This window comes from Haliscomenobacter sp. (genome assembly GCF_041740695.1).
GTDB lineage: Bacteria > Bacteroidota > Bacteroidia > Chitinophagales > Saprospiraceae > Haliscomenobacter.
Map to the genome: position 1 here is coordinate 270077 of NZ_JBGSLK010000113.1, position 25786 is coordinate 295862.

Below are 25786 nucleotides of genomic sequence, written 5' to 3' on the forward strand. Positions count from 1 at the left end.
GGGGCTAAGCCCCTGGCAACAACGCACTCAAAAAGATGAAATATCCTCGCTTATCTAATAGACTTTATTTAGAAAAATGGGGATGTACGTCATTGGTGCTGGAACGGCCTTCTTTGACCACTTGTTTTACACTCTTTTTGCCGTCCTGAGCGATGTCCTCCAGGGTATTTTCGGCTTTGTCTACTAGGTTTGAGGTTTTATCTTTGGTTTTTGTCCACCAGCTTTCTCCTGTTCTCAGAATGTGGCTGATGAAGTCGTTCAGTTCATCGGCGGCAACTCCAGCACCCGATTCCAGCTTACCTTTGGTGTTGTACCAACTTTTTTTACCTTCTTCAACTAGCTCGTCCAGGTATTCTGCCGATTGTTGTTTTGCTTTCACAATCTTTTTACGGGTTTCTTTACCAGAAGCTGGTGCAAAAAGAATTCCCAAAATTGCACCAGTTGCAGCACCGGTGATAAAGGACGTTAACAGATTCTTGTTAGACATGACATGGATATTTTATGTGAACGATAAGTGCAAGGATGGTGACAAGGCCATTAGCAATGACCTGCTTTTTTATCTTGCTTACGACTAATCTACCAAGAATATCATGCCAGATGTAAAGTGTGGCGATGTTAGGGCGTTATGTAGAAAACTGTGGAAAATCAACCACAATGAGAAGATTAAGAACAAAAATTGGCTAGATTTTGGCTGTTTTGTTGTATTTTCATCAAATCAACGCGGGAATGACTTTTGCTTAGTAAGGTGATTAGACTGCTAGAACACACAAGGTCTATTAGATACAAATACCCATGGAAGACCATAGAAGTTTACTTATTGTTGATGACGAAGAAGATGTATGTCTGCTTTTGAAACGCAGTTTTCGGCGGGAATTTAAAACCGTGGAATGTGCCAATTTACTTGAAGAGGCCGTGCAGGTAGCTGAACGCCTGCGACCAGACATCCTTTTGCTGGACAATAATTTGCCGGATGGCTTAGGGCTGGATTTTGTCGAAAAATTCAAATCCATCAATCCGGAGATGTACGTTATTTTGTTCAGTGCCATGGATTTGCACCGTGAGGCGATTGTGGCAGGAGCGGATATTTTTTTGGGGAAGCCCTTGAATTTGGGGATGATTCGGGAAGTGATGCGGAGGTAGAAGTAAAATTCCTCTACCTCCACTATGGCTTAGTAGTGGGGCAAAAATAAATGTTCATTTTTCTTGAGCCAAAGGGTTAGATAAGGCACTTAAAATGAACCGTTTACTAATCTAACCCTTTGGCAAAATGAACACTTATTTTTTTATCGCCCCTTATTCGACAATGACTTTGTCTTTTTCGGGAAATATCCCCTGCAACAACCCCGCAATCCCCATCACCAACAAACAGCCAATCAAATTCAACCACAAGTACGCCACCCGTACAGGAATAACCCAGCCGAACAGGTTCAAGTCGATTTTGTACTCACTGAGCACATATACCACAATGACGATGATTTGGGTCAAAATAGCGGCAATGAAAACCGCCTGGCCTTTTACCTTAGGCTGGAAAAAAGCTGCCAGGAATACTCCAAGGATGACGCCGTAAAAGATAGAACCGATGATATTAACCGCCTGGATCAAATTGTCGAACAATTGGGCGGAAAAGGCAAAAGCCAGGGAAATCAAACACCAGGCTGCTACGAAAAATTTGGACATCCGCAAATAATGCCGATCGCTGGCTTCGGGTTTGTACAAGCGCTGGTAAATGTCGATCACCGTAGTGGTGGCCAGGGCATTGATCGCCGAAGCACCCGAAGAACAAGCGGCAGCCAAAATCATGGCCAACAGCAAACCAATCACCCCGATGGGCATGTATTTCAAAACATAGGAGATAAAAACGTAGTCGGTATCTTTGGTAGCCGCATTGGGCACATGGTCTTTAATCAGGGCCTTGGCGTCTTCCCGCAGTTGCAATTCGGTGCGGTGTAAGGTTTCGACCTCCGCCTGCGCCAAAGCAGTGCCCTGATCATCCCCACTGCGCATGGCCTGCATCATTTGATCAACGGCGGTACGGCGTTGTTCAAAAACCACTTTTTGCTGGGTTTCCAACACCTGGTACTGCTCCGCCGCACTGCCACTCAAGCGGCTCACGTTGTTGGCGTTGAAGTGCAATGGAGCTTGATTGAATAGGTAGAACACAAAAACCAATACCCCAACCCCCAGAATTAGGAATTGCATGGGCACTTTGATCATCGCATTCAGCATCAACCCCAAACGCCCCTCGGACAGGGACTTACCCCCCAAATAACGCGCAACCTGCGACTGGTCGGTACCAAAATAGGAAATGGCCAAAAAGGCCCCCCCGATGATCCCCGACCAAAAATTATATCGATTGGATAAATCAAACTCAAAATCTACCAGGTTGACTTTGCCCATTTTACCCGCAATGCTAAACGCATCACTGAAATGTACGTCGGAAGGCAACTGAAAAAAAACGATCCCCGCCGCCATAAACAGGCCCAGCCAAATCACCGAAAACTGGAGGGTTTGGGTGTAACTTACCGCTTTGTAGCCACCCACGTAGGTGTAGGCTAAAATCAGCCCAGCAATAAACAAGATGGTAAAATTCAGCGACCAGCCCAACAATTGCGACATCACGATCGAAGGAGCAAAAAAGGACAAGCCGGTGGAAAAACCTCGCTGTATCAAAAACAAAAGCGCCGTAAACACCCGGGTATTCACGCCAAAACGTTTTTCCAGGTATTCATAAGCGGTGTATATCTTGAGCTTATAGTAGTACGGAATGACAAAAATGCTCAAAAAAATCATGGCCAAGGGCAGACCAAAATAAAACTGCACAAAGCGCATGCCATCTTCGTAAGCCTGGCCGGGCAAGGAGAGGAAGGTGACCGCACTGGCTTGGGTTGCCATGATGTTGAAGCCAATGACCATCCAATTCAGGTCATCGCTGCCGCGCATGTGGGTTTCCGAAGAACGGATGTGGCGGGTTCTCCAGATTCCATAAGCTGCGATTCCAATGAGGGTGGCCAGCATCACCAGCCAATCGATCCAATTCATAGGTGTCAGGCAAATAATCGAGTAAGCAAATAAAACAGCGCAATCAGTATTGCATTGAACAGAAAGACCAGGAAATAAACTTGATTCCAGGACTTAAAAAAGGGTGGTCTATCGAGCATATTTACAAGGTTTAAAGGAATGAAGCATGGTTAAATCCGATCCGGCACTTCGGCTCCGCTCAGTGACCGGATCGGATTTAACCATGCTTCATTCCTTTATTTCCCAATTGAAATCATGTTTGCAAAAAGCCGGAACGCCCCAGGCACGCCCGCAGGCAATTGCCGAAACCAGGAATAACCCGTGTAGATGTAATACCCCGATCCGTATTTGGCCACCAACAAGCCGCCATCGCGGGCGGGTTCTCCGGGGTCATTGGAAGAGAGGATGGCGTCAAAATTCGTTTTGTCCCAATCGTTGGGGAAATACAGGCCGCGTTCTTGTACCCAGCCACTGAAGTCCTGGGCTGTGATCTTGTTGGGTTGATTCAAGATTTTGTGCTCAGGTTTGAGGAAACGAACCTCGGCATTTTCATCGGTTACCCGATCACGGGACACACTCAATTTATAGGGCGCCAATTCACTGGCTTCGACTTTGTACTCAAAGTTGGTATTGTATTGCACAATCAATGTACCTCCTTTGCGGGTGTACTCCATCAAATTGGTTTGCCGATAGGCTAAAGCGTCGATGGTATTGTAAGCACGAATCCCCATGATGACCGCGTCGTATTTGGCCAGGTTTTCGGGAGTGAGGTCTTTTTCGCTCAGCATGTCTACTTTGTAGCCGATCTGCTGCAAGCTGGCGGGAATGTCGTCTCCTGCCCCAGCTACGTACCCCAATAATTGCCCCGCTTTTTTCAACTCGATGTGGGCTACTTTGGCTTCGGCATTGAGCAACACGGTTTGAGCCGGAATATGGTCGTACTTGATTTCGAGCATTTCCTTGCTGTAATTCTGCCCATCAATGGTCGCTACCGGGAAAATTTTGCCTTCGCTGGCGCTTGATGGAGGTGTGACCATAAATTTGATGCTCTTTTCATCTCCTTTTTTGGCTATGCTGAAACTGGCCTCAGCGGGTTCCACTTTCCAGCCAGCAGGTACACCCAATTTGAGGGTTCCGCTGATGTTTCCTTTCCCTGCTTTTACTTGCACGCTTACCGATTTGGCGTCGTTGTCGGCAAATACCAATACTTTTTCACTCACTTTAGTAAACACAGGGGGGATAATTTCGAAAGGCCGGTAAATTTCTCCTTTGGCCGGATCTGCATCCTTGTACACAATGTCCGTTTCGTAGACGATGGGAACCCCTGCGATTTTATAGTGGTAACGGGCCTTGAAAGCGCGTTGCGTTTCAGGTTTGCCCCGCATTTGTTGATCTTTCACGGCGTACATACCCGTTGTACCGGGCTCAGTCAGCCAATAGGCACTGGTATAGGCCATGTCTTTGTTCAGGCGCACTTTACGCGGCCAGATCAGTCCCTGATTGTTGGCCAGTGGCTTGTTGAATACGGTATCCAGCCCAATCGGATCGATGCTCACTTTGTCCAATACCACGATGGCTGGACTGCGGTTGATGACCTCGGTACGGATGGTCATTTCATCTCCAGGAGCGGCAGAAAAATCGGCAGTCGCCGTTTCGTGGTAAAGGCCCAAACAGGCTTTGATCACGTCTTTGATTTCCACCAATTTCACCCTTTTCCAATAGCCGTCGGGCAGTTTTTCGATCAATTGATACGCTTTGACTAGTTCGGGTACACTCGCCACTGGATTGTCGAAGCGAAATTTGGCTTTCACTGCCGCCAGGATGACCCCGATGGGTGCCCCACCGGGTACGCGGGTCCAGGTGGTATTGATGCCTTCAAAGAGGTCGGTTTTACTTTTGGGTTCGTCGCCTTTGATGAATTCGAAGTACTCCTGACTGGTACCCCGGGTACCCATGGAGCCAAAGCCCTGGCAACGGTGCGAACTACGGCTTTCGGCAGCAATTTCGGTATTGGATTTGCCCAGATTGGGGAAATATCCTCCGGCTTCTACACTGAACAATTTGGATTTATCAGCTTTATCAAAAGCGGCACGACTGCCAAAGAAAAACCAGGAGATGTTGAAAAAGGTACGACGGGGTTGCCAGGGCTTGACGTAAGCCAATTGCTCAGGATAAGCCTGAGGGTTGTTGGCCAAATCAAATGCTTCCACCGAAAGGACTGCAGAAGCCGTGTGGTGGCCGTGGGTAGTCCCTGCCGTGCGGTGGTCAAAACGATTGATGATCACGTCGGGTTGCCATTGCCGGATGGCCCATACGACGTCGCCCAAAACATCGTTGCGATCCCAGGTTTGGAAAGTTTCGGCAGGATTTTTGGAAAACCCAAAATCATTGGCGCGAGTGAACATCTGCTTGCCTCCGTCAATACGCCGGGCCGCCAGCAGTTCCTGGGTACGCAGCAAACCCAACAATTCCCGAATTTCGGGACCAATCAGGTTCTGTCCGCCATCACCACGCGTGAGCGAAAGATAAGCCACGTTGGCCTTGCGCTCACTGGCAAGATAAGAGATAAACAGGGTATTTTCATCGTCGGGGTGCGCAGCAATGTACAAGGCTGAACCTAAAAAATTCAGCTTCTTGACGGCTTCGTAAATTTCCCCGGAGGTGTAACGTTTGGGTGCCTGGGCACGGATGGAAGTAAATGGAAGGGTCAATACCAAAAGCAAAAAGAGTATACGCCAACGCTGCATAGGTGATTCGGTTTTGTTGCGGTAAATCGAGAGACCTTATTTGATTTTTTTGTGAGCTGGCGAAAATAAGTCCATTTTTACCCTAATGAGGCACGAAAAGCGGAGTTTAGTAGCACTAAATGAGCATTTTCGGAACGAAATTAGGGTGAAAATGGGCTATTTGCAGCCGAACAAAAAAATCAAATGAGGTCACGGGCAAATATACATTTTGAAATGCAGAAAATTGGGGAAAGATGGGTATTGGGTCGTTTTGAAGGCGTATGGGGGGAAAATGAAATACAATTGAACGTTTGTGAAAGAGGAGTCATCCCGAATTTTCAATATAAAATCAACACAAATAAAATTAACACAAAGAACCCATCGAGGTAGCACAAAGGACACAAAGTTAGACGTTGACGGCGCTTCGCTTTGTGTCCTTTGTGTCCTCTTTTTTATCCTTTGTGCTAAAAAAATGCCGCTTTAGTGATGTCCTGATTATCCGGCATGACCAACAGCTTCATTCAAGTAATGGCTACTTCCTTTTGGGCAAAGCCTGACGGGTCCACAACGCGCCCAGCAAATCCACAACCCCAAAAAGAATCAAAGTTGGCCCTGCCATTTTTAAGAGCACAAACGCTCCAAAAAACAAAATCACAGTCAAACGAGAAGTAACGGTCATGCGGAAAAAAGTGACCAAATCAGACTTGGCGGCCTCCCAATAATAATAAGCCAGAGTAAGTACCAACATGCCAATGACCCGAATCCATACTTCGTTGGTTGAAGGCAGTTGGAATAGGTTCAAGAGCATATTCGGGACAATCAGGAGGGTAAGTCCCAGGCCTACCAGATAAATAGAGAAATAAAAAATGGTTTTTGCTGCTGCGCTCATATGATTAGGATTTAAGGTGACAAGGGGGAGCATAAGCACAGCCGGGCGATTATTTTTCCAAATATAAAAAATTGATTCAATAAAGCTGAAAATCAAACGGAAAACCTAAAACCCAGCCGTCACCAGCTCCGCCAACAATCCCCTTACCTCTTCCACATTCGCCAGCGTATACCGGGCTGCACTCTGCTCCAGCCCTACTTTCACCGTGAAAGAATGATCTTCCGGCAATACCCGAAACACATCCTCGTCCGTGCGGTCATCGCCGATGGCTAGCACAAAATCCCAGTCCTGTTCATTGAGCCAGCTTAGGGTCGCTTTGCCTTTGCTCACACTGGCGTGTTTGACTTCCACTACTTTGTTGCCTTCCAGTACTTGTAGGTCGAGGTTGGCGGTGATGTACAAGAGTCCATCGCGGATTTCGCGTACGCGTTTTTCACCCAGGTCGCGGTCGATGCGGCGGTAATGCCAGGCCAGGGAATAATCTTTTTCTTCTACAAATGAGCCGGGGGTACGTTCCACCAGGTGCTCCAGTACGGGGCGGATGTCCGTTTTCCAGGTATTGGACAAGCCCGGGTTGATTTTCCACTGCCCGTTGCGTTTGATCCACACGCCGTGTTCGCCAGCCATATCGATGCCGAGTGGCCCGAGCCAGGTTTGGAGGGTTTGGTGGTCACGGCCACTATTGATGATCAATTTGTTGCCCACAATGCTACTCAACTGACTCAACAAACGCATCAAATCCGCATCGGGAGCAACCGCCTGAGGGTCAGGATGAAAGGACATCAGGGTGCCATCGTAATCCAGGATGATCAGGCGATTCTGGGCAGTACGGTATTTTTCCAGCAGGATATTGCGATGGGGGCCATGCAAGAGTACCATATTGTTGAAAGCTTGTTGTTGTTCCATGAGTCGTTTTTGTTCCTGCACAAAAGTATTCGCCCAGTGTTTGACATTGTAGCGTTTGATGTGTTGTTGCATGGTTTCCATGCGCCACACCTGCTCATTTTCGTTCATTTCCAAGGCCTGTTTGATCACCTCCGCCATCTTGTTGATGTCGTGGGGGTTGACCAGCAATGCCGAGCTCAATTCGTTGGCAGCCCCGGCCATTTCGCTGAGGATGAGCACTCCATGTTTGTGTTCATCCTTGGCAGCGATGTATTCTTTGGCAACCAGGTTCATGCCATCCCGCAGGGGTGTGATCATCGCGATGTCCGCTACCTGATACAAGGTGCTCAACTCATTAAAATTCAAGGAGCGGTACAGGTATTGGATCGGCATCCAGTCAAAAGTACCGTAAGCACTGTTGAGTTTGCCGACCAGGGTATCGATGCTCTGCTTGAGCTTGCGGTAATTGTCCACGTTGGAACGGGAAGGCACTGCAATCAGCACCAGCGAAACCTTACCAATGTATTCTGGGTAACGCTCGATGAACTGTTCAAAAGCCTTGATGCGCTGCGGAATACCCTTCGTATAATCCAGTCGGTCGATGGAAATGATGATGCGCCGATTCCTGGCCAGTTGTTTGATTTTAAACGAATCGTCGTTGGCAAACAAATCAATGCCGGGGTGAGCGTATTTTTCATAATCAATCCCCATGGGAAAAACGTCCACATTGATCAGGCGATTGCCTACGCGTAGTTTGCCGTACAGGTGCTCATGCCCGCCCAAACGATAGGCGGCACTGAGGAAGTGGCGCATGTAGCCAAAGGTGTGGAAACCGATTTGATCGGCGCCCAAAAGGCCTTTCAACAAAGCTTCGCGCCAGGGCAGCACCCGGAAAATCTCGTAAGAAGGAAAAGGGATGTGGAGAAAAAAACCAATCGAGTTCTGGGGCGCAAACTCACGGATCATCGCGGGTAGCAACATCAACTGATAGTCGTGAACCCAAATGAGGTCTTCGGGTTGGATGATGGGTTTGAGGGCTTCCGCAAATTTTTGATTGACCAAACTGTAAGCCTCCCAATACTCATCCTGATAGGTGGTGTACTGGGTAAAATAGTGAAAATGCGGCCAGATGGTTTTGTTGCTAAATCCCTCGTAGTAGAGTTCAATTTCTTTTTTACTCAAAAAAACGGGCACCAATCCGGTTTTGAGCAGGTCTTCGCGCACCTGATTCTGGGTTGCCAGATCGACGATTTCTTCCCCTGGCCAGCCTACCCAAACCCGCTCAAGGGAGTCATCCAAAGAGTTGAGTCCAGTAGCCAGGCCTCCCGCGCTAGATGAATAACTCAAGCCCGCGCCATTTTGCTGAATGGTGAGGGGAAGTCGGTTGGAGATGATGACGATGCGGCCCATTGATTGAGGTTTTCGGATTTCGGGATTTCGGATCTCGGCTGGAGCTTTGCGTTTAGCATTTATAACTCATTCATTACTTAGTTTTCAAAACTAAAAACCAAATCGGGATTAATCAAAATTCCCGAAAATAAGCAGTGACCGAAATCCGAAATCTCGAAATCCAAAATGAAAAAGGCGAACCTAAGATCCGGCCCGCCTATATTTTCCTTTAACCATTTAATAGCCTATTCTGCCTTTTTCTTCCGCCGTGTTTTGAACATTTCGACTACTTCTTTTTCCTTGAGGAAGCCGAAATCGACGAAAACAGAAGCGACAAATTTCTTGATGTCTTGGTAGTCCTTACCCCGCTTGTCGACAAATCGAGTCAGTGAGCGGGTAACGAAGTTCATCGACAAGTCTTTCAAACCCTGGTTGAACTGTTCGTTTACAAAAATGCGCATGTAGATCGAGAATTGTTTCGAAATGTCGAACAAATCGGGATAATTGCGCTCTTCCAGGTTGCTGATGAAACGATTGAAGTATTGGAAAACGGTTTGCCGCACACATTCGTTGATGGTCGACATGCCTTCATGTTTGTTGTAAAACACTTTTACCGCTTCGTGTGCTTCTTCGTTGATGTAGCCTTTATCGTGAATGATGTCGAGCACTTGGTAGTATTCGCTCAACTTGTCGTTGTAGGTTTTATCGACGAGGGCTGACATTTTTTTGTCTGCCTCGGGCAAAATTTTAAGTACTGGGTGATGGTGCAATTCCATCAAAAAATGCAAGAAGCGCTCGCTGAATCCAGTCGATTTTTCCCGAACTTTATTAAAAATGTTACTCAGTTGTTTGCGGCTGGCATCGCTCAGTTCGTAGAACATCGCGTAAATGGCCATCACCTGCATGTGCTCGGTAGTGCCTTGCAATGATTCGTTGAGCACAAACTTGTCCAATGGTTCCAACAAACTGGCATTGTTCACCTTGACCGAAGCCCGGTGAATCAAAAAGTTCTTCAGTGGGTTGAAAAGCACGGGAAGGTCTGCGGCAGTGTTGGGAAATTCTGCGGTATGGAAATGATCGTTGCGAAATTGGTTATGGTAACGATCCAGGCCCACCTTACGATCGCTGTCCCGACGGTAACGATCCAGTTTTTGCCCTTGCAGGTAATAGCGGATGCGTTTGTTGGTGATGCTGTTGATCAGGTTGGTGATCCAGATATCGCTACTCAGCGCAAAACCAATTTGGATGGTTTGGCCAATCCGCTTTTTTATGATTTCAAAATTGGTAGAGCCACAAATGGCCAGCAGGATGTCCTTGAAGTGCTCCTGTGGGCGCACGTACTTGACCTGCTCATTGACCTCGCCCCGTAACACGGAATACCCCAGAATTTTGGGTAAAAACAAGCCCTCAAAGATCGGGTCGAGTAAGACCAACTCAAAGGAAATGAGTTGCAATGGATTGTCTTTGGCAACCGCTTCGTAAATAAGGGCGATGCGTGGTTCGTATAACTCTTTCAGGCGCGTGAAGTCTTCTTCCTCTTCGCTATCCAGGTACCGGGCCAGTTCGTCAGATTCTTGAATTTCGGAGGCGATGGTTTCCAGTTCTTCCAAGTATTGCTGATCGAGTTCGTACATATGCCTGCTCTTTTTAAAGGCAAACCTGATAGTGCAACTTAAAGCACTACCAGGTCCGCGATATATTAATGATTAAAGTATAGCCTTGTTGGGTTGGACAAAATTTGTCCGGTATTAGGACAAAGATAAATCCTTTGGGGCGAATCTCCAAATGAAAGATTCAAGAGTTTGTTTAAGTTTTATTCAGGGTTCGAACTTAGGATCCGAACCCTGAATGGAGCTGCTTATTCAGCAGGTGCTTCGCTGGTTTCTTCAGCAGGAGTTTCTTCAGCTACGGCCTCAGTCACTTCTTCTTCTGCTTCTACTTCAGCTACTGGCTCTTCTACTACGGGTACGGGTTTAGCCTTCGCTACACCAGATACTGCCAAACGGAAAGCTTCTTTCTCATCAGCAGTTTTTTGTACACGAGCAGCGGTTTTCGACTCCTTGGCATCAACCCAAGCTTGGAACTTCTCAGTTGCTTCTTCAATGGTCATTGAACCTTTGGCAACCCCACGCATGAGGTGCTTGCGGTAATAGACTCCTTTGAAGCGCAAGATCGCACGAACGGTATCGGTAGGCTGAGCACCTTTGCTCACCCAATCATAAGCGCGGTCACGATCGATTTCGATAGTGGCAGGCTTGGTCATTGGGTTGTAAGATCCCAGGTTGTCGATGAAACGTCCATCACGAGGAGAGCGAGAATCGGCTACCACAATTTGGTAGAATGGGCGTTTTTTGCGGCCCATGCGCTGCAATCTAATTCTAACAGCCATTGTTGGTTAACAATTACAAGGTTAAACCATGACCTACTTACCTTGGCGAACAAGCGGTAGGTCCTGAGCGCGGCAAATGTAATATGATTTCAGGAGTTATACAAGGTTTTAGACGTTTATTTACTAAGGAATTTGGGAAGTAGCCGTCCTAGATGGCTTAGATTCAAAATTCATCCTTTATTTATGCATCAACAATCACTAAGGGTTGAATATTCTGTTGTTTATTTTATGCAAAAATGATAAATTTGCTAATAATAAACAACACCTTATGAAAAGCAAAAAACAAATGCTCTTCCCGAAGCATTTAAAAATCTTCGAGCAAGTGGGCCAAAACATCAAATTAGCCCGGAAAAGACGTAAACTGACTACTATACAAGTTGCCGAAAGAGCGGATATCAACCGAGCCACACTTTATCAAATAGAAAAAGGGAACCCAGGGGTGTCAATGGGTGCTTATTTCAATGTACTGCGCGTTCTGGGACTACAGGATGATTTTTTAAAATTGGCTGCAGACGATGAATTGGGCAGGAAACTCCAGGATTTGGAACTTTTAGGCAAAGAGAAATGAGCACAAACAAGACGGATATTTGGGTTTACGCCCACTGGTTGGGGATGAATACACCCAAAATGGTAGGTATTCTTTCGGCACATCAGGCGAAAGGCAAGAAAGCATTTAGCTTCGAATACGCCCGAGACTGGGTACAATCAAAGGAACAGTTGCTGCTGGATCCCGACATCGGCTGGTTTAGCGGGCCACAATTCCCCAACGGTAAAGAAAACTTTGGCGTTTTTCTCGACTCGATGCCCGACCGTTGGGGGCGTACCCTGATGAAACGCAGGGCTGCACAATTGGCCAAAGAAGCTGGGAAACCCGCCCCAACGCTTTATGACATTGATTTTTTACTTGGTGTTCAGGACGAAAGCCGCATGGGAGCCTTGCGCTTCAAAACTGATCCTGATGGTCCGTTTTTGAGCGATGCGGCTCAATATCCCATTCCCCCCATTTCTTCAATCCGGGAATTGCAGCAGGCAGCCCAGATCATCGAGTCGGATACAGAAAACAAAGAAATCAAAAAGTGGCTGGCCATTCTGGTTGCCCCGGGGTCATCCTTGGGAGGTGCCCGTCCCAAGGCCAATGTACGCGATGAACAAGGGCACGCCTGGATTGCAAAATTTCCTTCACAACACGACGAGGTTGATAAGGGAGCCTGGGAGTTTCTGCTCTACAAACTCGCTTTGGGGGCGGGAATAGTCATGGCAGAATCCAAAATGATGAAAGTAAATGGCAAGCATAATACTTTTTTGACCAAACGTTTTGACCGGATGCAAGGTGAACGCGTCCACTTTGCTTCAGCAATGACCATGACTGGAAACAATGAAGAAACACTCAAAACATACACCCCAAGTTACCTGGATTTGGCAGAGTTCATCCGTTTTTCTGGAGCAAACATCACTGCTGATCTGCACCAGTTGTGGCGACGCATTGTTTTTCATATTGCTGTTTCAAATGCCGATGACCACTTGCGGAATCACGGGTTTTTATTGTCCTCAAACGGTTGGAGCCTTAGCCCAGCATACGACCTCAACCCCTCCACCGACAAGGATGGACTGGCCTTGAACATTGATATGGACAACAATGCACTGGATTTTGAACTGGCAATCAGTGTTGGGCAATATTTCCAATTGACGCTACCTGAAATGAAAGTTATTCTGGAACAAGTGAAAAGTGTGGTCAGCAACTGGCGAAAAGTAGCCACTCAAATCGGGATTGCTAAACAGGAACAAAATTTGATGGAGGCTGCTTTTCGCTGGTGAATGAGTTTATGGCGTTTTTCTGTTTGATTGATAACCAGTTCGATAGTTTTTATTAGCTGAAGGGCATGCTCGGGTTGATGAAAACTTAAAACAACAGCTTAGCCAAATCAACTTCAACCGCATTGCACCAGGAGGAGTTTTCTTTTTGCTCTCCTTTGTGAAGGTCGTATTTGTACCAAATCCCCAGCTTATAATCGTAAATGAAACCTTCGGGGATATCGTATACTTGCATCAATTCCTGAAGTTTTTGGGCATCCTTTTTAACCCCTTGGGTGTGGGTAATTTCAATGATCGCTTTGGTCAAATCCGTTTGGGTATGCACCAGCATTACATCGGGAGCAGGACTGGTTTGGCTTTCATCAATCATTGTTTCGGGATACGGAAAGAGTTGGGTTTGAGCATTGAGGTATAAATCCGTCAAGCCATAAATCAACTTGGCAATGATTGCCTGATGGATACGCGGTGCGTTGACTCCCATGATGATTAAGTTGTCGTTCATTGTTGCTCGGATTTATACAAAGATACGGAAAAAGTTTTAGGTTGCAATTTGGGGGGGAAAGCTTTGGATAAAGGCTTTTCTACAAAAATGTCCAGTAGCTTGAGTTTTTTCTTAATCTGGCCATACTACACTTAGGATAGTTCGATATTTTTTCGTTGGTATACAGTACTCATAGAATGGGTCATCGCGGTCATACTTTCCCGTAGTAAACCAAACCGATTTTGAGATTTCTTGCTGAAGCTCCTTTTTTGTGTAAACAGGTTCATATTGCGCATCAATGTACTCAGATGCTACTGAGTACTCATGTGGTGGGAGCTTATTTCTACCCCGCTGGCCAAGTGTTACTCATTAATTTTCAACGCACAACGCTGGTGCCATATTTTGCACTTCAATTTTAACGATCATAGTACCCCCTTCTAAATGCAATTATTCCTTCCGGTGGTAAGTTTTGATCCGTTTCATCAATAATAAAACAACCAAATCCTAGTTTGTATGATGTGAAACCAGATTCATCTTCTTCCAGTTCAGCATCGTAGCGATCTATTATGTTTTTTATATTCGCATATGTCTGTTCAAATAGACTCACACCTTCGAATATAAATTCAGCAGACTGTGTAAACTCCAACGCTTCGCAAGTCATGGCTTCATCATAACAAATGAATATCCCCAGGCTTTCAATCGAACCAGTAGGGGTAGAATCTTCATCTCCTCTATAAAATTCTTCATAGTCTTCATCCGGAAAAAGCAGAAGGATTTCATCTTTGGTCATCCCGAAACGGATAGGACCAAGGTTTGAATATGGGTGAAAATCAAAGGTTGTTTTCATTGGATGTCTTTGTTGTCCCATTCACTTCTAAGGCATAACGCTGGTGCATGGTCTCCTGGCCGCTGGTTCAAGTCTCCAGACTTGAACCAATATTCGCGCGTCTCCAGACGCATAAGTATGCACGATGTTTAACGAAAGTAACGATCTTTTTGTTGGAGCGCATTTATTCCTAAGCGGTTAAAAACTCATTTTCCTTTAATTACGCACGTCTGAAGACGTGCATATAATGGTACAGGTCTGGAGACCTGGACCAGCGGTAATGCACAAAAGGCACAAAGCAAAGCGTCGTCAACGTCTAACTTTGTGCCCTTTGTGCCACCTTGGTGTCCTTTGTGCTACTATGTCGCTTTGGTTTTCAAGCCCCTGTGTTAATCTATACCCGAATACTCACACCTACGCCATCGGCTGAAACGCCTCCGCCTTCCACCCGGCCATGTTCTCATAATTTTGCCAACGCAAGTCCACAATTTCCTGCGCCAATTGCATCAAATATTCCGCCTCGCCTGGGTTCGTACGCAGCAAATCCTTGTAACGCAATTCCCGATAAGCATATTCGGTCAATGGAATGACTGGCCGGGGGGAATCCAGCACAAAGGGATTTTTCTTCGCCTTGCGCAACATCGGGTTGTAACGAATCAGCGGCCAATACCCGGAGGCTACCGCCAGGTTTTGTTGGTCCATTCCTTTTTCCATGTCGATTCCATGCGCGATGCAGTGGCTGTAGGCCAGAATCAAGGAAGGGCCGGGGTAGGCTTCGGCTTCGCGCAGTGCCAGTAAGGTTTGTTGCGGATTGGCGCCCATGGCAATTTGCGCCACGTAGACGTTGCCGTACGAAATGGCTTGCATGGCTAAATCCTTTTTACCCACCCGTTTTCCGGCTGCGGCAAATTTTGCGGTAGCCGCCGTTGGAGTCGCTTTGGACATTTGGCCACCGGTATTGGAGTACACTTCGGTATCCATGACCAGAACGTTGATGTCTTTGCCACTGGCCATGGCATGATCCAGGCCTGAGGAACCAATGTCGTAAGCCCAACCGTCGCCACCCACCAGCCATACACTGCGGCGCACAAAGTACTCGCTGATGGAGCGGAGATGCTCCGCATCCGGGTGCTGCAAGTTGGCCAAAAGGGCATTCAAATGATCTACCCGATGGCGCTGTAACGCAATTTCGGATTCCGTTTTTTGGCTGGCTTGCAGGATGTCCTCAATCAGGCTTGGGTCGATTTGTCCCCGCATCCGTTGGAGCAAGTCCTTAGCCATTTCGACATGTTTATCCACCGAAATACGCATACCCAGACCAAATTCGGCATTGTCTTCAAAGAGCGAGTTCGACCAGGCGGGTCCACGACCCTCGGCATTTTTCGTCCAGGGTGTCGTAGGCAAGTTCCCGCCAAAAATGGAAGAGCAGCCCGTGGCATTGGCCACAATCAGGCGGTCGCCAAACAATTGGGAAACAGTACGCAAATAAGGCGTTTCCCCACAACCCGCACAAGCACCCGAGAACTCAAACAAAGGTTCCAAAAATTGTACACCCCGCACCAGCGAATAGTCAATTTTGCCCCGATCGTTGTAAGGCATGGTTTCAAAAAAGCGGATATTTTCACGTTCTTTCTCCAAAACCGGAGCTTTGGGAGCCATGTTGATGGCTTTGCGCTCGGGAGACTGGGTATCCACTACTGGGCAAGCCTCCACGCAAAGATTACAGCCGGTGCAGTCCTCCAGGTAAACCTGCAAGGTGTAGCGTGTTTCGGGGAAACCGCGGGCGTTGATGGGGGCAGATGCAAATCCTTCCGGCGCTTTTTGCAAGTTTTGTTCGTGGTAAAACTTGGATCGAATGACGCTGTGGGGGCAAACAAAACTACAGTTGCCACACTGAATGCACAGGTCAGGCTCCCAGATCGGGATCAGGTCGGAAATGTTGCGTTTTTCCCATTTGGTAGTGCCGCTGGGATAAGTGCCATCGATCGGCATGGCGCTTACGGGCAATTCGTCTCCCCGACCGTCCATCATCATGGCCGTAACTTCCCTTACAAATTGCGGTGCCGCTGCCGAAACAATTTCCGGAAATTCACTTTGGCTACCCGCTTCTGGCATCTCGGTCACTTCGTACAAATGGAGCAAGGTTGAATCCACTGCTTTGAAGTTTTGATAAACGACCGCCTCACCTTTTTTACTATAAGTCTTTTTGATCGCGTGTTTGATCTCGGCAATGGCGTCTTCCCTCGGCAGTACCCCCGACAAGGCGAAGAAACAAACCTGCATGATGGTGTTGATGCGGTTGCCCATGTCTACTTCTTCAGCAACTTTGGAGGCGTCAATCACATAAAAGCGAAGTTTTTTGTCCAAAATGGCCGCTTGCACGGGATGAGGCAATTGTTCCCAAATCTCGTCTGGTCCATAGGGACTGTTGAGCAAAAAGGTGCCACCGGGTTTGGCGTACTGCAACATGTCCACTTTTTGCACAAAATTGAACTTGTGGCAGGCGATAAAATCAGCCTCCCGAATCAGGTAAGGCGCCCGAATGGGATTTTTGCCAAAACGCAGGTGGGAAACCGTCTGTGAACCGGATTTTTTGGAATCGTACACAAAATACCCTTGAGCATGTAGCTGGGTATTTTCCCCAATGATTTTGATGCTGTTTTTATTGGCACCCACCGTGCCATCCGCACCGAGGGCAAAAAACAGGGCCTGGGTCAAATCCTGATCCTCCAGGTCCAATGCCTCGTAGGTCAAACTGCTGCCCGAAACGTCATCGTTGATCCCGATGGTAAAGTGGTTTTTGGGCTGGCTTTTTTTCAATTCATCAAAAATCCCTTTGACCATCCCTGGGGTGAATTCTTTGCTGGACAAGCCATAACGTCCCCCAACAACCAGGGGCAACTGAGCCCAAAGCCCTTGTGATTGCCCTTCTACCAGCGCTGTAATCACGTCTTGGTACAGGGGTTCGCCCGCTGCGCCAGGTTCTTTGCAACGATCCAATACCGCAATTTTTTTCACCGATGTGGGTAAAGCGGCCAGCAAGTGTTGCATGGAAAAGGGTCGGAACAAACGGATTTGAACGACCCCGATTTTTTCACCAGCGGATTGCAAGTGTTTGCACGTTTCGATGGCGGTTTGAGCGCCAGAACCCATCAGGATGATCACTCGCTCCGCATCTTCAGCCCCGAAATATTCAAAAAGTCGATACTGACGACCCGTTAAAGCGGCGAAGTGGTCCATCGCGTTTTGGACAATTTCGGGCGTGCGGGCATAAAAGGGGTTGACCGTTTCACGTCCCTGGAAATAGACATCGGGGTTTTGAGCAGTACCCCGCACCATTGGACGTTCTGGGCTCAGGCCACGCTGGCGGTGGGCGATGATGTCTTTTTCATCAATCATTTTTAAAATGACCTCATCGGCAATCAGGCTGATTTTATTGACTTCGTGGGAAGTTCTAAAGCCATCAAAAAAATGGATGAAAGGCAAGCGGGCTTTTAAGGTAGCTGCTTGCGCGATCAAAGCTAGGTCGTGCGCCTCCTGTACGGAAGCCGAACAAAGCATAGAAAAACCCGTGCTCCGGGCCGCCATCACGTCGCTGTGGTCACCAAAAATGGACAAAGCCTGCGCGGCCAAAGACCGGGCGGCAACATGAAATACCGCACTGGTCAACTCCCCGGCAATTTTGTACATGTTGGGCAACATGAGCATCAAACCCTGCGAAGCGGTAAAGGTGGTAGTCAACGCTCCCGTTTGTAAAGCACCGTGTACGGCACCTGCTGCGCCACCCTCACTTTGCATTTCGATGACTTCGGGTACGTGCCCCCAGATGTTTTTTACTTTTTGAGCCGACCACTCATCGGCCAGTTCGGCCATGGTGGAGGAAGGGGTAATGGGATAAATGGCACAAACCTCATTGACGCGGTAAGCAATGTAGGCAGTTGCTTCATTGCCATCGATGGTCACTTGTATATTGGACTTTGACATGGTTTTGTGGTTGCTTCAGGTGAATAATTAGGATAGCTCAGGGGCCATTTCGATGGCGTGGCAAGGGCATTGCTCAAAACAGACCGCGCAACCCGTGCACTTGGTCAGGTCAAAGCGGTAGCGATTACCTTTGCCCAATTTGATGACCGCCTCTTCCTGGCAAGCACCATAACAGCCATCACATTCAAAGCAATTGCCACAAGACAGGCATCGTTGGGCTTCAAATCGGGCTGCTGCTTCGGATAAACCACCGAGTACTTCCCGAAAATCCTGTACCCGTACTGCCTCTGCTACTTGGGGTTGAGGACTTTGGGGTGCAAAGGTTTTGTACCAAATGTGGAGGCGTTCAAAACCGACCACGGGGTGTTTGGGCGCTTTTTGGTAGGTAGTATTGCGCAAAAAAGCATCAATGTGGCGGGCGGCTTTTTTGCCATGTCCGACGGCTACAGTCACCGTGCGTTCGCTGGGAACCATATCGCCGCCGGCAAAAACGCCCTTGGCACCCGTCATCATGTCCGGGCCAACCACTACCCTACCATCCTGATCAAAACTGATGTCGGAGATATTTTGTAAAAAGGAAATGTCGCTGTCTTGTCCCAGAGCCAGAATTAGGGCATCGGCTTCCAGGGTTTCAAATTGCCCGGTGCCGACGGGTTTGCCCTCGGCATTGACTTCCATCACTTCCACCTTGATTTCCTGCTCATTGATTTCCTTGATGGTGCGCAGCCAATTGATTTTTACACCTTCAGCTAGTGCTTCGTCGGCTTCAAAGGAGTGGGCGGGCATGTGTTCGCGGTCGCGGCGGTAAATGATCAGGGGCTCGTAGCCCAGGCGTTTGGCCACCCGCGCGGCGTCCATGGCCGTATTGCCCCCACCGTAGATGGCTACCTTGCGGCCTAGTTTGGGGGCATTGCCCGTTTCGGTATCTTTTAAAAAGGTGAGGGCATCGAGGATTTGACCAGCATCGCGGGAGGGGATGTCCACTTTTTTGGACAAATGGGCACCAACCGCTACAAATACAGCATCAAAAGCTCCGGCCTCTTTTTCTACCAGGAGATTTTCCACTTTATGGTTCAGGGTTACTTTGATGCCCAGGTTGACGATGCGTTGGATTTCCGCATCAAGGATGTTGCGCGGCAGGCGATAAGGGGGAATCCCAAAGTGCATCATGCCACCCAGGATCGGTCCGGCTTCCCGAATTTCGACCTCATGGCCTGCCCGCCGCAGGTGGTATGCAGCGGAAATACCACTGGGACCTCCACCTACAATCAGGACTTTTTTACCCGATAGCGGTACCTTCAATTCGATCTCCCAGCCTTCTTCCAGAGCCTTATCCCCCAAAAAACGTTCAATCGCATGGATGCTGACCGGAGTATCCATAAATGTGCGGTTGCAATGGTCTTCACAAGGGTGGTAACAGACCCGGCCATGTACCGCGGGGAGTGGGTTTTCTTCCACCAATTTTTGCCAGGCTTCAGCGTAACGGCCTTCCTGCGCGAGCCCCAACCAGGCCTGGATGTTTTCGCCAGCGGGACAGGCATTGTTGCAAGGCGGCAAATAATCGATGTATTGGGGAATTTGTGAACGCAGGGCCCCAGTTCCTTTGCTATGCGATTGGAGGTCAGAGGGCTGCACCAGGTCTTTATCTAGGATCGGCATGACGTACTCATTCAAATGGTGAATGCTGGAAGCTTATCAGGCCTAAGGTCTTGCTTATTGGGGGGGTGGCAAATGAGGAAGGTCAGTGGGTGGGGGTGATTTTTTGATCCTTTGTCAATTGTAAAAACCTATGCATGAACCTTCGCCATCACCTTCGCCGAGATTTTTGTATTTTTAGGCCAAATACATCGCAAATGCGCTATTTCAACACTTCGGGGCCGAATATCCCGGAGCAACACTATACGTTGTTCCGGGAAGATCTGATTCTGACGGGACTAACCTTGGTAGAACGGGATCGTTATTTCACAATCTGGGCTCCGCGCCAAACGGGGAAGAGTACTTATTTCAGGCAGTTGAATGAGCGTTTAACCCAAACAGAATATAAAGTAGCTCAATTTAATTTTGAAAACTACAAAGGAACGTCTCAGGAATCATTGTTGGCGGAGTTGGTTGCTGCTTTTCAAAAAATGGGCTATAATTTAGGTGCCGCCCATTCTTTTAGTGATTTTTCAGTTGCTGTACAACAGCAAGAAGTGGGTAAAGTAGTCCTCATTTTTGACGAAGTAGAAGGACTAAACCCTGATCTTTTTGGCCAATTCCTACATACCATTCGCAATCTGTACCATTCCCGCCAGGATCATTGTTTAAAAAGTGTGATTCTGGTAGGTGTAAGCAATATCGTTGGGGTAGCCGAAGACAATGCCAGCCCTTTCAACATCGCCGATAACCTGAATGTACCCTACTTTACGGATGTCGAAACAGCCGAACTCCTCCATCAACACGAGCTGGAAACCGGGCAGCATTTTGAGCCTCGGGTGATCCAAAAAATTAGCGAAATCACTGCCAACCAGCCCGGCTTGGTCAATGGATTTGCCTACCAATTGGTGGCTCGGAATAAAGACAAAGCGCTGATCAATTATCAAGACTATCTGGCGGTAGAAGAATGGTACCTGACCGAAGCCATCGACAAAAACTTTGCCAATATCCTCAAGCAGGCCCGGGCATTTCGCCCTTTTATTGAATCCCTGTTGTTTACGGATATTGAAATTCCTTTCCGAATCGACCGAGAGGCCATCAAGGTATTGCATACCAATGGTTTGATACGAAAAGGAGAAGGGGGAAATGTGCAATTCTGGGTACCCTATTACAAAAAACGCTTGCACGATGTGTTTTATCCCTATACCAATGGTGAAAAAGACCGCATTAGTGCAACGATTTATGCTGCTGACTTCTTTCTGCCCGATGGTCAACTCAACCTTGATTTGTTGATTGATTCCTACAAGGCTTATGCCAAGCGCAGGGGGTTTGGCGTGTTCCGAGAAAAAGATGAACAGGGTAAATTCACCAGCATCAAAGAGGCGGGATTAATTTACAGCTTTGAGACTTTTTTGGCAGCATTTGTGCAACAAACTGGCGGAAAAAGTTACCGGGAGGCCAGTACAGGATTGGGAAAAAGTGATCTATTGCTGAACATCCAGGGTAGAGAATTTATTGTCGAAGCCAAGAAATATTATGGTTTCGCCCAATTTGAAAAGGGCAAAAATCAACTGGCGTATTACGCTTCACGCCTGGGTTTAAGCAAAGCTGTATACCTCGTTTTTACCCCCAATCACCTGCGTTACCCACCGCCAGTGGTGGAAGGGAATGAGGTACTGAATAGCGTCGAAATCCGTACGTATTTGGTAGATTATGACGAAGAGAAGGATTTTGAGTAAATAGAAGCTTAGCCCCGAGAAAATCCAAGTTCAAACCCCGAAATCTTAGCGGCACCCAATAGCAAAGGGATGCTGAACGTGGCGGTGGTCATTACCGATGCGGATGTTCCAACACCTTTTCCTCCTCCGACCGATGCACAATCGGCACCCCCAATGCATCCAACAAAAAGGAAAGAATGATCAGCAGAATAAAGAAAATCAGCACCTTGCGCCCAAAACTCATCTTGGGGGCGGCGGGAGCTGGTGGTGGAGTTTTGGATTTGGCCATAATTGAGTGATGAACGATGAATGATAAATGATGAATCAGAGCCAAACATTCATAACTCATCATTTATCATTCATCACTAATTAAAAGTCCACCCGCAATCTCAAATTGATCCTCCGTGAGGTCAAATAAGTAGGGATGGCGTATTGTTGTTGAAAAATGGTTTTGATCCAGTTGTTGCCCGCTTGGTTTTGCACATCTAGGAGGTTGAACACTTCGAGGCTGAGCCAGGAATTGCGGGTGAAGCGCAGGTAGTGATTGGGTTTTTTAGCCGCCATTTTGAGGCGATCCCACATTTGGATGGAAAAACCAATGTCTACCCGGTGATAGGGATTGAAGCGGTAAGTGTTGCGGTACACGATGTTGTTGCCGCGCAAACCGTAGGGAAGTCCCCCACCTACCGTGAGGTTCAAGTGCATCTTGAAATTTTCGTTTTTCGGCAGGTAATCCTGGAAAAACATCGAGAGATTGAAAAAACGGTCGGTGGGGCGGGGTACGTCCTTGACCGGAGTTGCTTCTTCCTGACCAATTTCCCGCACCAGGTGCTGTACGCCCAGGATGCGTTCACGAGCCCGCAGGAAGGAGAGGTTGATGTAAGATTCCGCGCCGGGCACAAATTCGCCGTTCATCCGCAGGTCCAACCCCGTGATGTAACCTTCCGAATCATTGCGCCCCGAGTAGCGAATCCGCACGTTTTCAATCTCATACGACACCATATCCCAGAGCGACTTGTAATAAGCCTCCCCGATCAGGCGGAATTTTTTGGGGTTTTGGCCCATGTAAAAATCGTAGGTCAGGCCCGCCACCAGGTGCAGCGATTTTTGTGCTTTGAGGTCGGTATTGACTGTGCCATCTGGAGCGCGCATTTCGCGGTAAAAAGGTGGTTGCACGTACAAACCTGCTGCCAGGCGATAGGAAATGTCCTTTTCGCCCTTTAAGGGTTTGTACAAGAGCTGTGCCCGGGGTGAAATCAACATCTCCTCGTTCAAATCCCAGTACGTGGCCCGCACCCCAGCCGAAATCCGCCATTCCCCCTTGCCGTTGTTGCGGAAGGTGTAGGTATCCTGAAAAAAGCCGTTGATCCGATTGGAACTGAGCTGGTTGCTGGTTTTGAGTACGTTGAACAGGTAAATATTGGCAGTATCGTAAGGGATGGAATAACCCGCTGAATCCAGGCGCTCCCATTCGTTGATGCGGTCGTTGATGTTTTCTTGCTGGTATTTGAGGGCCCATTGCAGGAAGTGGCTGCTGGTGACTTCGGAGTTGAGGTGCGTGGTTTGAAACTCGATGCCGCCACGGTGCTCTAGATTGGTCACATCAATGTTGAGGAAATTGCGCACGTAAAGGTGCTGGGTACCCGTGCCCAATTCGGAAATGACATCTCCAAAGTTGCCGCTACCAAAATTGGATTCAATTTCGCGCAAGCTGTAATCGCCGATGATGTCAAATCGTTCATTTTCATCCGAGCGAAAACGTGAACCCAGGAGTTTTAGAAACAGTGGGTTGCGCTTGCGGTCGGGCAGATAAGTGAGCGAAAGCCCACCCATTGAGGTGGTAAAATCGTCGACTTCGCGGCCTTCAAATACGGTATACAATTGCAGCGCGTAGTTGATCAAACCAAAAGCACTGGAGCCCTCTTCGGGGACAAAAGTATACCTTGAACGGTTGTAGTTGCCTAGGAAACCGACCTGCAAGTCGCGGGTAATGTCGTAAGTGAGGTAAGTCTGAATATCCGCAAAATTGGGGACATATTCCCCTTTCACATCCAGTGAGCTCAACAAATAGCGGTTGGTTTTGTAACGCGCACCAGCGAGGTAACGAAAACGGCGAAAATTGTCCTTTCCGGTTTTAAAACTGCCTTCAATGTGGGTAGAACCACCCAAAAAACTGGCTGCTGCAGAAGCCCGCAAACTATCCGGGCGTTTGTACTTGATGTCGAGTACCGAAGATTGTTTGTCGCCGTACCTCGCCTCAAAACCTCCCGAAGAAAAGGACAGGTCGCGCATCAGGTCGATGTTGGGAAAACTCAAGCCTTCCTGTTGCCCGGCCCGGATCAGTTGAGGGCGGTAAATTTCAAAATCGTTGACGTACACGAGGTTTTCGTCGTAGTTCCCGCCTCGCACGTTGTATTGAGAGCTGAGTTCACCCCCGGTTCCACTGCTGGTACCCAAGGCAATACTTGGCAAGATACTTTCCAGGTTACCCGTGGTAGTCGGCAGCACTTTGAACTGGTCTACTCCTTCGCGCACCATACCCGCCGTTTCAAGGCGGCTTTCCCGCACTACAAATTCAATGTCCGAGTCAATGGGCGCCAACTCCACGTCAATTTGTTTGGCACTGCGTGGCGGCATGGCCTTGACATTTACGACTGATTCTTTGTAGCCTACTCTGGAAAAAACCAGTTCCAGATCGCGGTTGGCGGGTACATCTAGGCTATAGCGGCCGTTTTCGGAGCTGGACGTATTGATTTGGGTTCCCCGAACGTAGATGGTGACCAGTTCGACCATCTGGTTGTTCGAGCCATCTTTAACGGTTCCGGTAATGCGGGCCAGGTTGTCTTCCTGGGCAAAGGCGCTTGCAATCCAAAAAAAAGTAAAAAGGCAAAGTATAGCTTGTTTCATGTTTTAAAGTTCCAAGGTTCCAGTGTTCCAAAGTTCCAGTGTTCCAAGCGGCACTTCGACTTCGCTCAGTGACCAGCTTGGAACACTGGAACTTTGGAACCTTAAAATTTATACACCTCCTCCCCGATCGCCTTCAATTGGGCAATGGTGGCTTCGGGGTCTTGGGCCGAAAAAACACTATTGCCTGCTACCAGTACATTGGCACCAGCTTTGAGCAATTCTTCGGCGTTTTGTAGCCCTACCCCGCCATCAATTTCGATCAGCGGATGGAGGTTTCGCTCTATCAAACGATCTTTTAAGCGACGGATTTTAGGAAGGGTGCGATAAATGAATTTTTGTCCGCCAAAACCCGGATTGACCGACATGATCAAGATCAAATCCACATCTTCCAGGATGTCCTCCAGGAGCTCCACCGGAGTATGTGGGTTTAAGGCTACTCCGGCCTTGGCCCCACTGGCCTTGATTTGTTGGATGGTGCGATGCAGATGCGTACAGGCTTCGTAGTGCACCGTAATCACATCGGCACCCCGGTCGCGAAACTCGGAGATGTATTTTTCGGGTTCTACGATCATTAAATGAACGTCGATGGGTTTTTGGCACAGTTTTCGCACTGCTTCTAATACGGGGAATCCGAATGAAAGATTTGGTACAAAACGCCCATCCATGACATCGAAGTGTAGCCAATCGGCTTGACTGCGATTGACAAGGTCCATTTCGGCGGCCAATTGAGTGAAATCAGCGGCGAGAAGCGAAGGCGCAACGAGATGTTGGCTCATTTAAGAAAAAATTTTATATAATACTTGAATTTTGTAAAGAAAAGCTTTATTTTGCACTTGCTTTGAGACAAAAATAAAAAAAACCGGTCAGGTAACCCAACCGGCTTTCCAAAAAGAGCTTTGAGAGGCTATCTACATACCAAGGACATCTCGTTTGACATCCTAAAAAAATCTTTAAGAAACAAAAATTGTTTTGTTCACGGGATTATAAATGCGTTTTTAACTGAGGTCCCGTTTTGTTGTGTTGTTGTCCTGTTTGTTAGTAGTTGATCGCTTATTTCCTTCTGACAATACAAATGTCTTATCTTTTTTCTCGATTGCTAAGTACATCTTTTCAAATTACTGGTTTTT

Annotated in this window: 18 protein-coding genes; 4 read left to right on the top strand and 14 right to left on the bottom strand. The window is 47.8% G+C overall.

Going from position 1 to position 25786, the window contains the following annotated elements; genetic code table 11:
* Positions 1–64: 64 nt before the first annotated feature.
* Positions 65–487 (bottom strand): YtxH domain-containing protein, encoded by a 423-nt coding sequence (locus ACEW9O_RS23530; protein WP_373552664.1) that lies wholly within the window; start codon positions 485–487, stop codon positions 65–67.
* A 305-nt stretch (positions 488–792) separates the two neighbouring features.
* Between ACEW9O_RS23530 and ACEW9O_RS23535 the strand changes: the two genes are divergently transcribed.
* Positions 793–1140, top strand: a complete 348-nt coding sequence (locus ACEW9O_RS23535; protein WP_373552665.1) for a response regulator — start codon at positions 793–795, stop codon at positions 1138–1140.
* 153 nt (positions 1141–1293) lie between these two features.
* Here the strand turns inward: ACEW9O_RS23535 and ACEW9O_RS23540 are convergent, their stop codons facing one another.
* From ACEW9O_RS23540 to rpsP, 6 genes are all read right to left on the bottom strand, one after another.
* Positions 1294–3039 (bottom strand): sodium:solute symporter, encoded by a 1746-nt coding sequence (locus tag ACEW9O_RS23540; protein ID WP_373552666.1) that lies wholly within the window; start codon positions 3037–3039, stop codon positions 1294–1296.
* Positions 3040–3254: 215 nt separating this feature from the next.
* Positions 3255–5765: a PIG-L family deacetylase gene (locus tag ACEW9O_RS23545; protein WP_373552667.1), complete on the bottom strand. Its 2511-nt coding sequence runs from the start codon at positions 5763–5765 to the stop codon at positions 3255–3257.
* A 511-nt stretch (positions 5766–6276) separates the two neighbouring features.
* Positions 6277–6633, bottom strand: coding sequence for a hypothetical protein (locus ACEW9O_RS23550; RefSeq protein ID WP_373552668.1), 357 nt, complete (start codon positions 6631–6633; stop codon positions 6277–6279).
* 105 nt (positions 6634–6738) lie between these two features.
* On the bottom strand, positions 6739–8928 hold the full coding sequence (locus tag ACEW9O_RS23555; RefSeq protein WP_373552669.1) for a bifunctional alpha,alpha-trehalose-phosphate synthase (UDP-forming)/trehalose-phosphatase: 2190 nt from the start codon (positions 8926–8928) through the stop codon (positions 6739–6741).
* 224 nt (positions 8929–9152) lie between these two features.
* The gene (locus ACEW9O_RS23560; protein ID WP_373552670.1) at positions 9153–10541 is read right to left on the bottom strand and encodes a hypothetical protein; all 1389 of its coding nucleotides are present in this window, start codon (positions 10539–10541) and stop codon (positions 9153–9155) included.
* 224 nt (positions 10542–10765) lie between these two features.
* Complete coding sequence (gene rpsP / locus ACEW9O_RS23565; RefSeq protein ID WP_373552671.1) at positions 10766–11296, bottom strand: 30S ribosomal protein S16; 531 nt, start codon at positions 11294–11296, stop codon at positions 10766–10768.
* Positions 11297–11564: 268 nt separating this feature from the next.
* On the opposite strand from rpsP, the gene ACEW9O_RS23570 reads away from it, so the two are divergent.
* Positions 11565–11864, top strand: coding sequence for a helix-turn-helix domain-containing protein (locus tag ACEW9O_RS23570; protein ID WP_373552672.1), 300 nt, complete (start codon positions 11565–11567; stop codon positions 11862–11864).
* Positions 11861–13111: a type II toxin-antitoxin system HipA family toxin gene (locus ACEW9O_RS23575; protein ID WP_373552673.1), complete on the top strand. Its 1251-nt coding sequence runs from the start codon at positions 11861–11863 to the stop codon at positions 13109–13111. The genes ACEW9O_RS23570 and ACEW9O_RS23575 overlap by 4 nt, the downstream gene beginning before the upstream one ends.
* Positions 13112–13196: 85 nt before the next feature.
* Here ACEW9O_RS23575 and ACEW9O_RS23580 read toward each other — a convergent pair whose 3' ends face one another.
* From ACEW9O_RS23580 to ACEW9O_RS23595, 4 genes are all read right to left on the bottom strand, one after another.
* Entirely contained in the window at positions 13197–13610 is a 414-nt protein-coding gene (locus tag ACEW9O_RS23580) for a hypothetical protein (RefSeq protein ID WP_373552674.1), read from the bottom strand.
* Between the two features lie 394 nt (positions 13611–14004).
* The gene (locus ACEW9O_RS23585) at positions 14005–14436 is read right to left on the bottom strand and encodes a hypothetical protein (protein WP_373552675.1); all 432 of its coding nucleotides are present in this window, start codon (positions 14434–14436) and stop codon (positions 14005–14007) included.
* A gap of 393 nt (positions 14437–14829) precedes the next feature.
* Positions 14830–18399 (bottom strand): pyruvate:ferredoxin (flavodoxin) oxidoreductase, encoded by a 3570-nt coding sequence (gene nifJ / locus ACEW9O_RS23590; protein ID WP_373552676.1) that lies wholly within the window; start codon positions 18397–18399, stop codon positions 14830–14832.
* Positions 18400–18426: 27 nt separating this feature from the next.
* Positions 18427–20058: an NAD(P)-binding protein gene (locus ACEW9O_RS23595; protein ID WP_373552677.1), complete on the bottom strand. Its 1632-nt coding sequence runs from the start codon at positions 20056–20058 to the stop codon at positions 18427–18429.
* A gap of 194 nt (positions 20059–20252) precedes the next feature.
* Between ACEW9O_RS23595 and ACEW9O_RS23600 the strand changes: the two genes are divergently transcribed.
* Positions 20253–21773 (top strand): ATP-binding protein, encoded by a 1521-nt coding sequence (locus ACEW9O_RS23600; RefSeq protein WP_373552678.1) that lies wholly within the window; start codon positions 20253–20255, stop codon positions 21771–21773.
* A gap of 91 nt (positions 21774–21864) precedes the next feature.
* Here ACEW9O_RS23600 and ACEW9O_RS23605 read toward each other — a convergent pair whose 3' ends face one another.
* The 3 genes from ACEW9O_RS23605 to rpe form a co-directional block, all read right to left on the bottom strand.
* On the bottom strand, positions 21865–22041 hold the full coding sequence (locus ACEW9O_RS23605) for a hypothetical protein (protein ID WP_373552679.1): 177 nt from the start codon (positions 22039–22041) through the stop codon (positions 21865–21867).
* Positions 22042–22121: 80 nt separating this feature from the next.
* Positions 22122–24659, bottom strand: coding sequence for a carboxypeptidase-like regulatory domain-containing protein (locus tag ACEW9O_RS23610; protein ID WP_373552680.1), 2538 nt, complete (start codon positions 24657–24659; stop codon positions 22122–22124).
* Between the two features lie 101 nt (positions 24660–24760).
* A complete protein-coding gene (rpe, locus tag ACEW9O_RS23615) occupies positions 24761–25435 on the bottom strand; it encodes a ribulose-phosphate 3-epimerase (protein WP_373552681.1) in 675 nt (224 codons plus the stop codon).
* Positions 25436–25786: the final 351 nt, after the last annotated feature.

Bases quoted from the DNA above. Each gene is read 5' to 3' on its own strand.
- ACEW9O_RS23530 (WP_373552664.1), bottom strand. From the start codon at position 487: ATGTCTAACAAGAATCTGTTAACGTCCTTTATCACCGGTGCTGCAACT.
- ACEW9O_RS23535 (WP_373552665.1), top strand. From the start codon at position 793: ATGGAAGACCATAGAAGTTTACTTATTGTTGATGACGAAGAAGATGTA.
- ACEW9O_RS23600 (WP_373552678.1), top strand. From the start codon at position 20,253: ATGCGCTATTTCAACACTTCGGGGCCGAATATCCCGGAGCAACACTAT.
- ACEW9O_RS23570 (WP_373552672.1), top strand. From the start codon at position 11,565: ATGAAAAGCAAAAAACAAATGCTCTTCCCGAAGCATTTAAAAATCTTC.
- ACEW9O_RS23610 (WP_373552680.1), bottom strand. From the start codon at position 24,659: ATGAAACAAGCTATACTTTGCCTTTTTACTTTTTTTTGGATTGCAAGC.
- ACEW9O_RS23555 (WP_373552669.1), bottom strand. From the start codon at position 8,928: ATGGGCCGCATCGTCATCATCTCCAACCGACTTCCCCTCACCATTCAG.
- nifJ (WP_373552676.1), bottom strand. From the start codon at position 18,399: ATGTCAAAGTCCAATATACAAGTGACCATCGATGGCAATGAAGCAACT.
- ACEW9O_RS23595 (WP_373552677.1), bottom strand. From the start codon at position 20,058: ATGCCGATCCTAGATAAAGACCTGGTGCAGCCCTCTGACCTCCAATCG.
- ACEW9O_RS23605 (WP_373552679.1), bottom strand. From the start codon at position 22,041: ATGGCCAAATCCAAAACTCCACCACCAGCTCCCGCCGCCCCCAAGATG.
- ACEW9O_RS23545 (WP_373552667.1), bottom strand. From the start codon at position 5,765: ATGCAGCGTTGGCGTATACTCTTTTTGCTTTTGGTATTGACCCTTCCA.
- ACEW9O_RS23540 (WP_373552666.1), bottom strand. From the start codon at position 3,039: ATGAATTGGATCGATTGGCTGGTGATGCTGGCCACCCTCATTGGAATC.
- ACEW9O_RS23560 (WP_373552670.1), bottom strand. From the start codon at position 10,541: ATGTACGAACTCGATCAGCAATACTTGGAAGAACTGGAAACCATCGCC.
- ACEW9O_RS23585 (WP_373552675.1), bottom strand. From the start codon at position 14,436: ATGAAAACAACCTTTGATTTTCACCCATATTCAAACCTTGGTCCTATC.
- ACEW9O_RS23580 (WP_373552674.1), bottom strand. From the start codon at position 13,610: ATGAACGACAACTTAATCATCATGGGAGTCAACGCACCGCGTATCCAT.
- rpsP (WP_373552671.1), bottom strand. From the start codon at position 11,296: ATGGCTGTTAGAATTAGATTGCAGCGCATGGGCCGCAAAAAACGCCCA.
- ACEW9O_RS23575 (WP_373552673.1), top strand. From the start codon at position 11,861: ATGAGCACAAACAAGACGGATATTTGGGTTTACGCCCACTGGTTGGGG.
- ACEW9O_RS23550 (WP_373552668.1), bottom strand. From the start codon at position 6,633: ATGAGCGCAGCAGCAAAAACCATTTTTTATTTCTCTATTTATCTGGTA.
- rpe (WP_373552681.1), bottom strand. From the start codon at position 25,435: ATGAGCCAACATCTCGTTGCGCCTTCGCTTCTCGCCGCTGATTTCACT.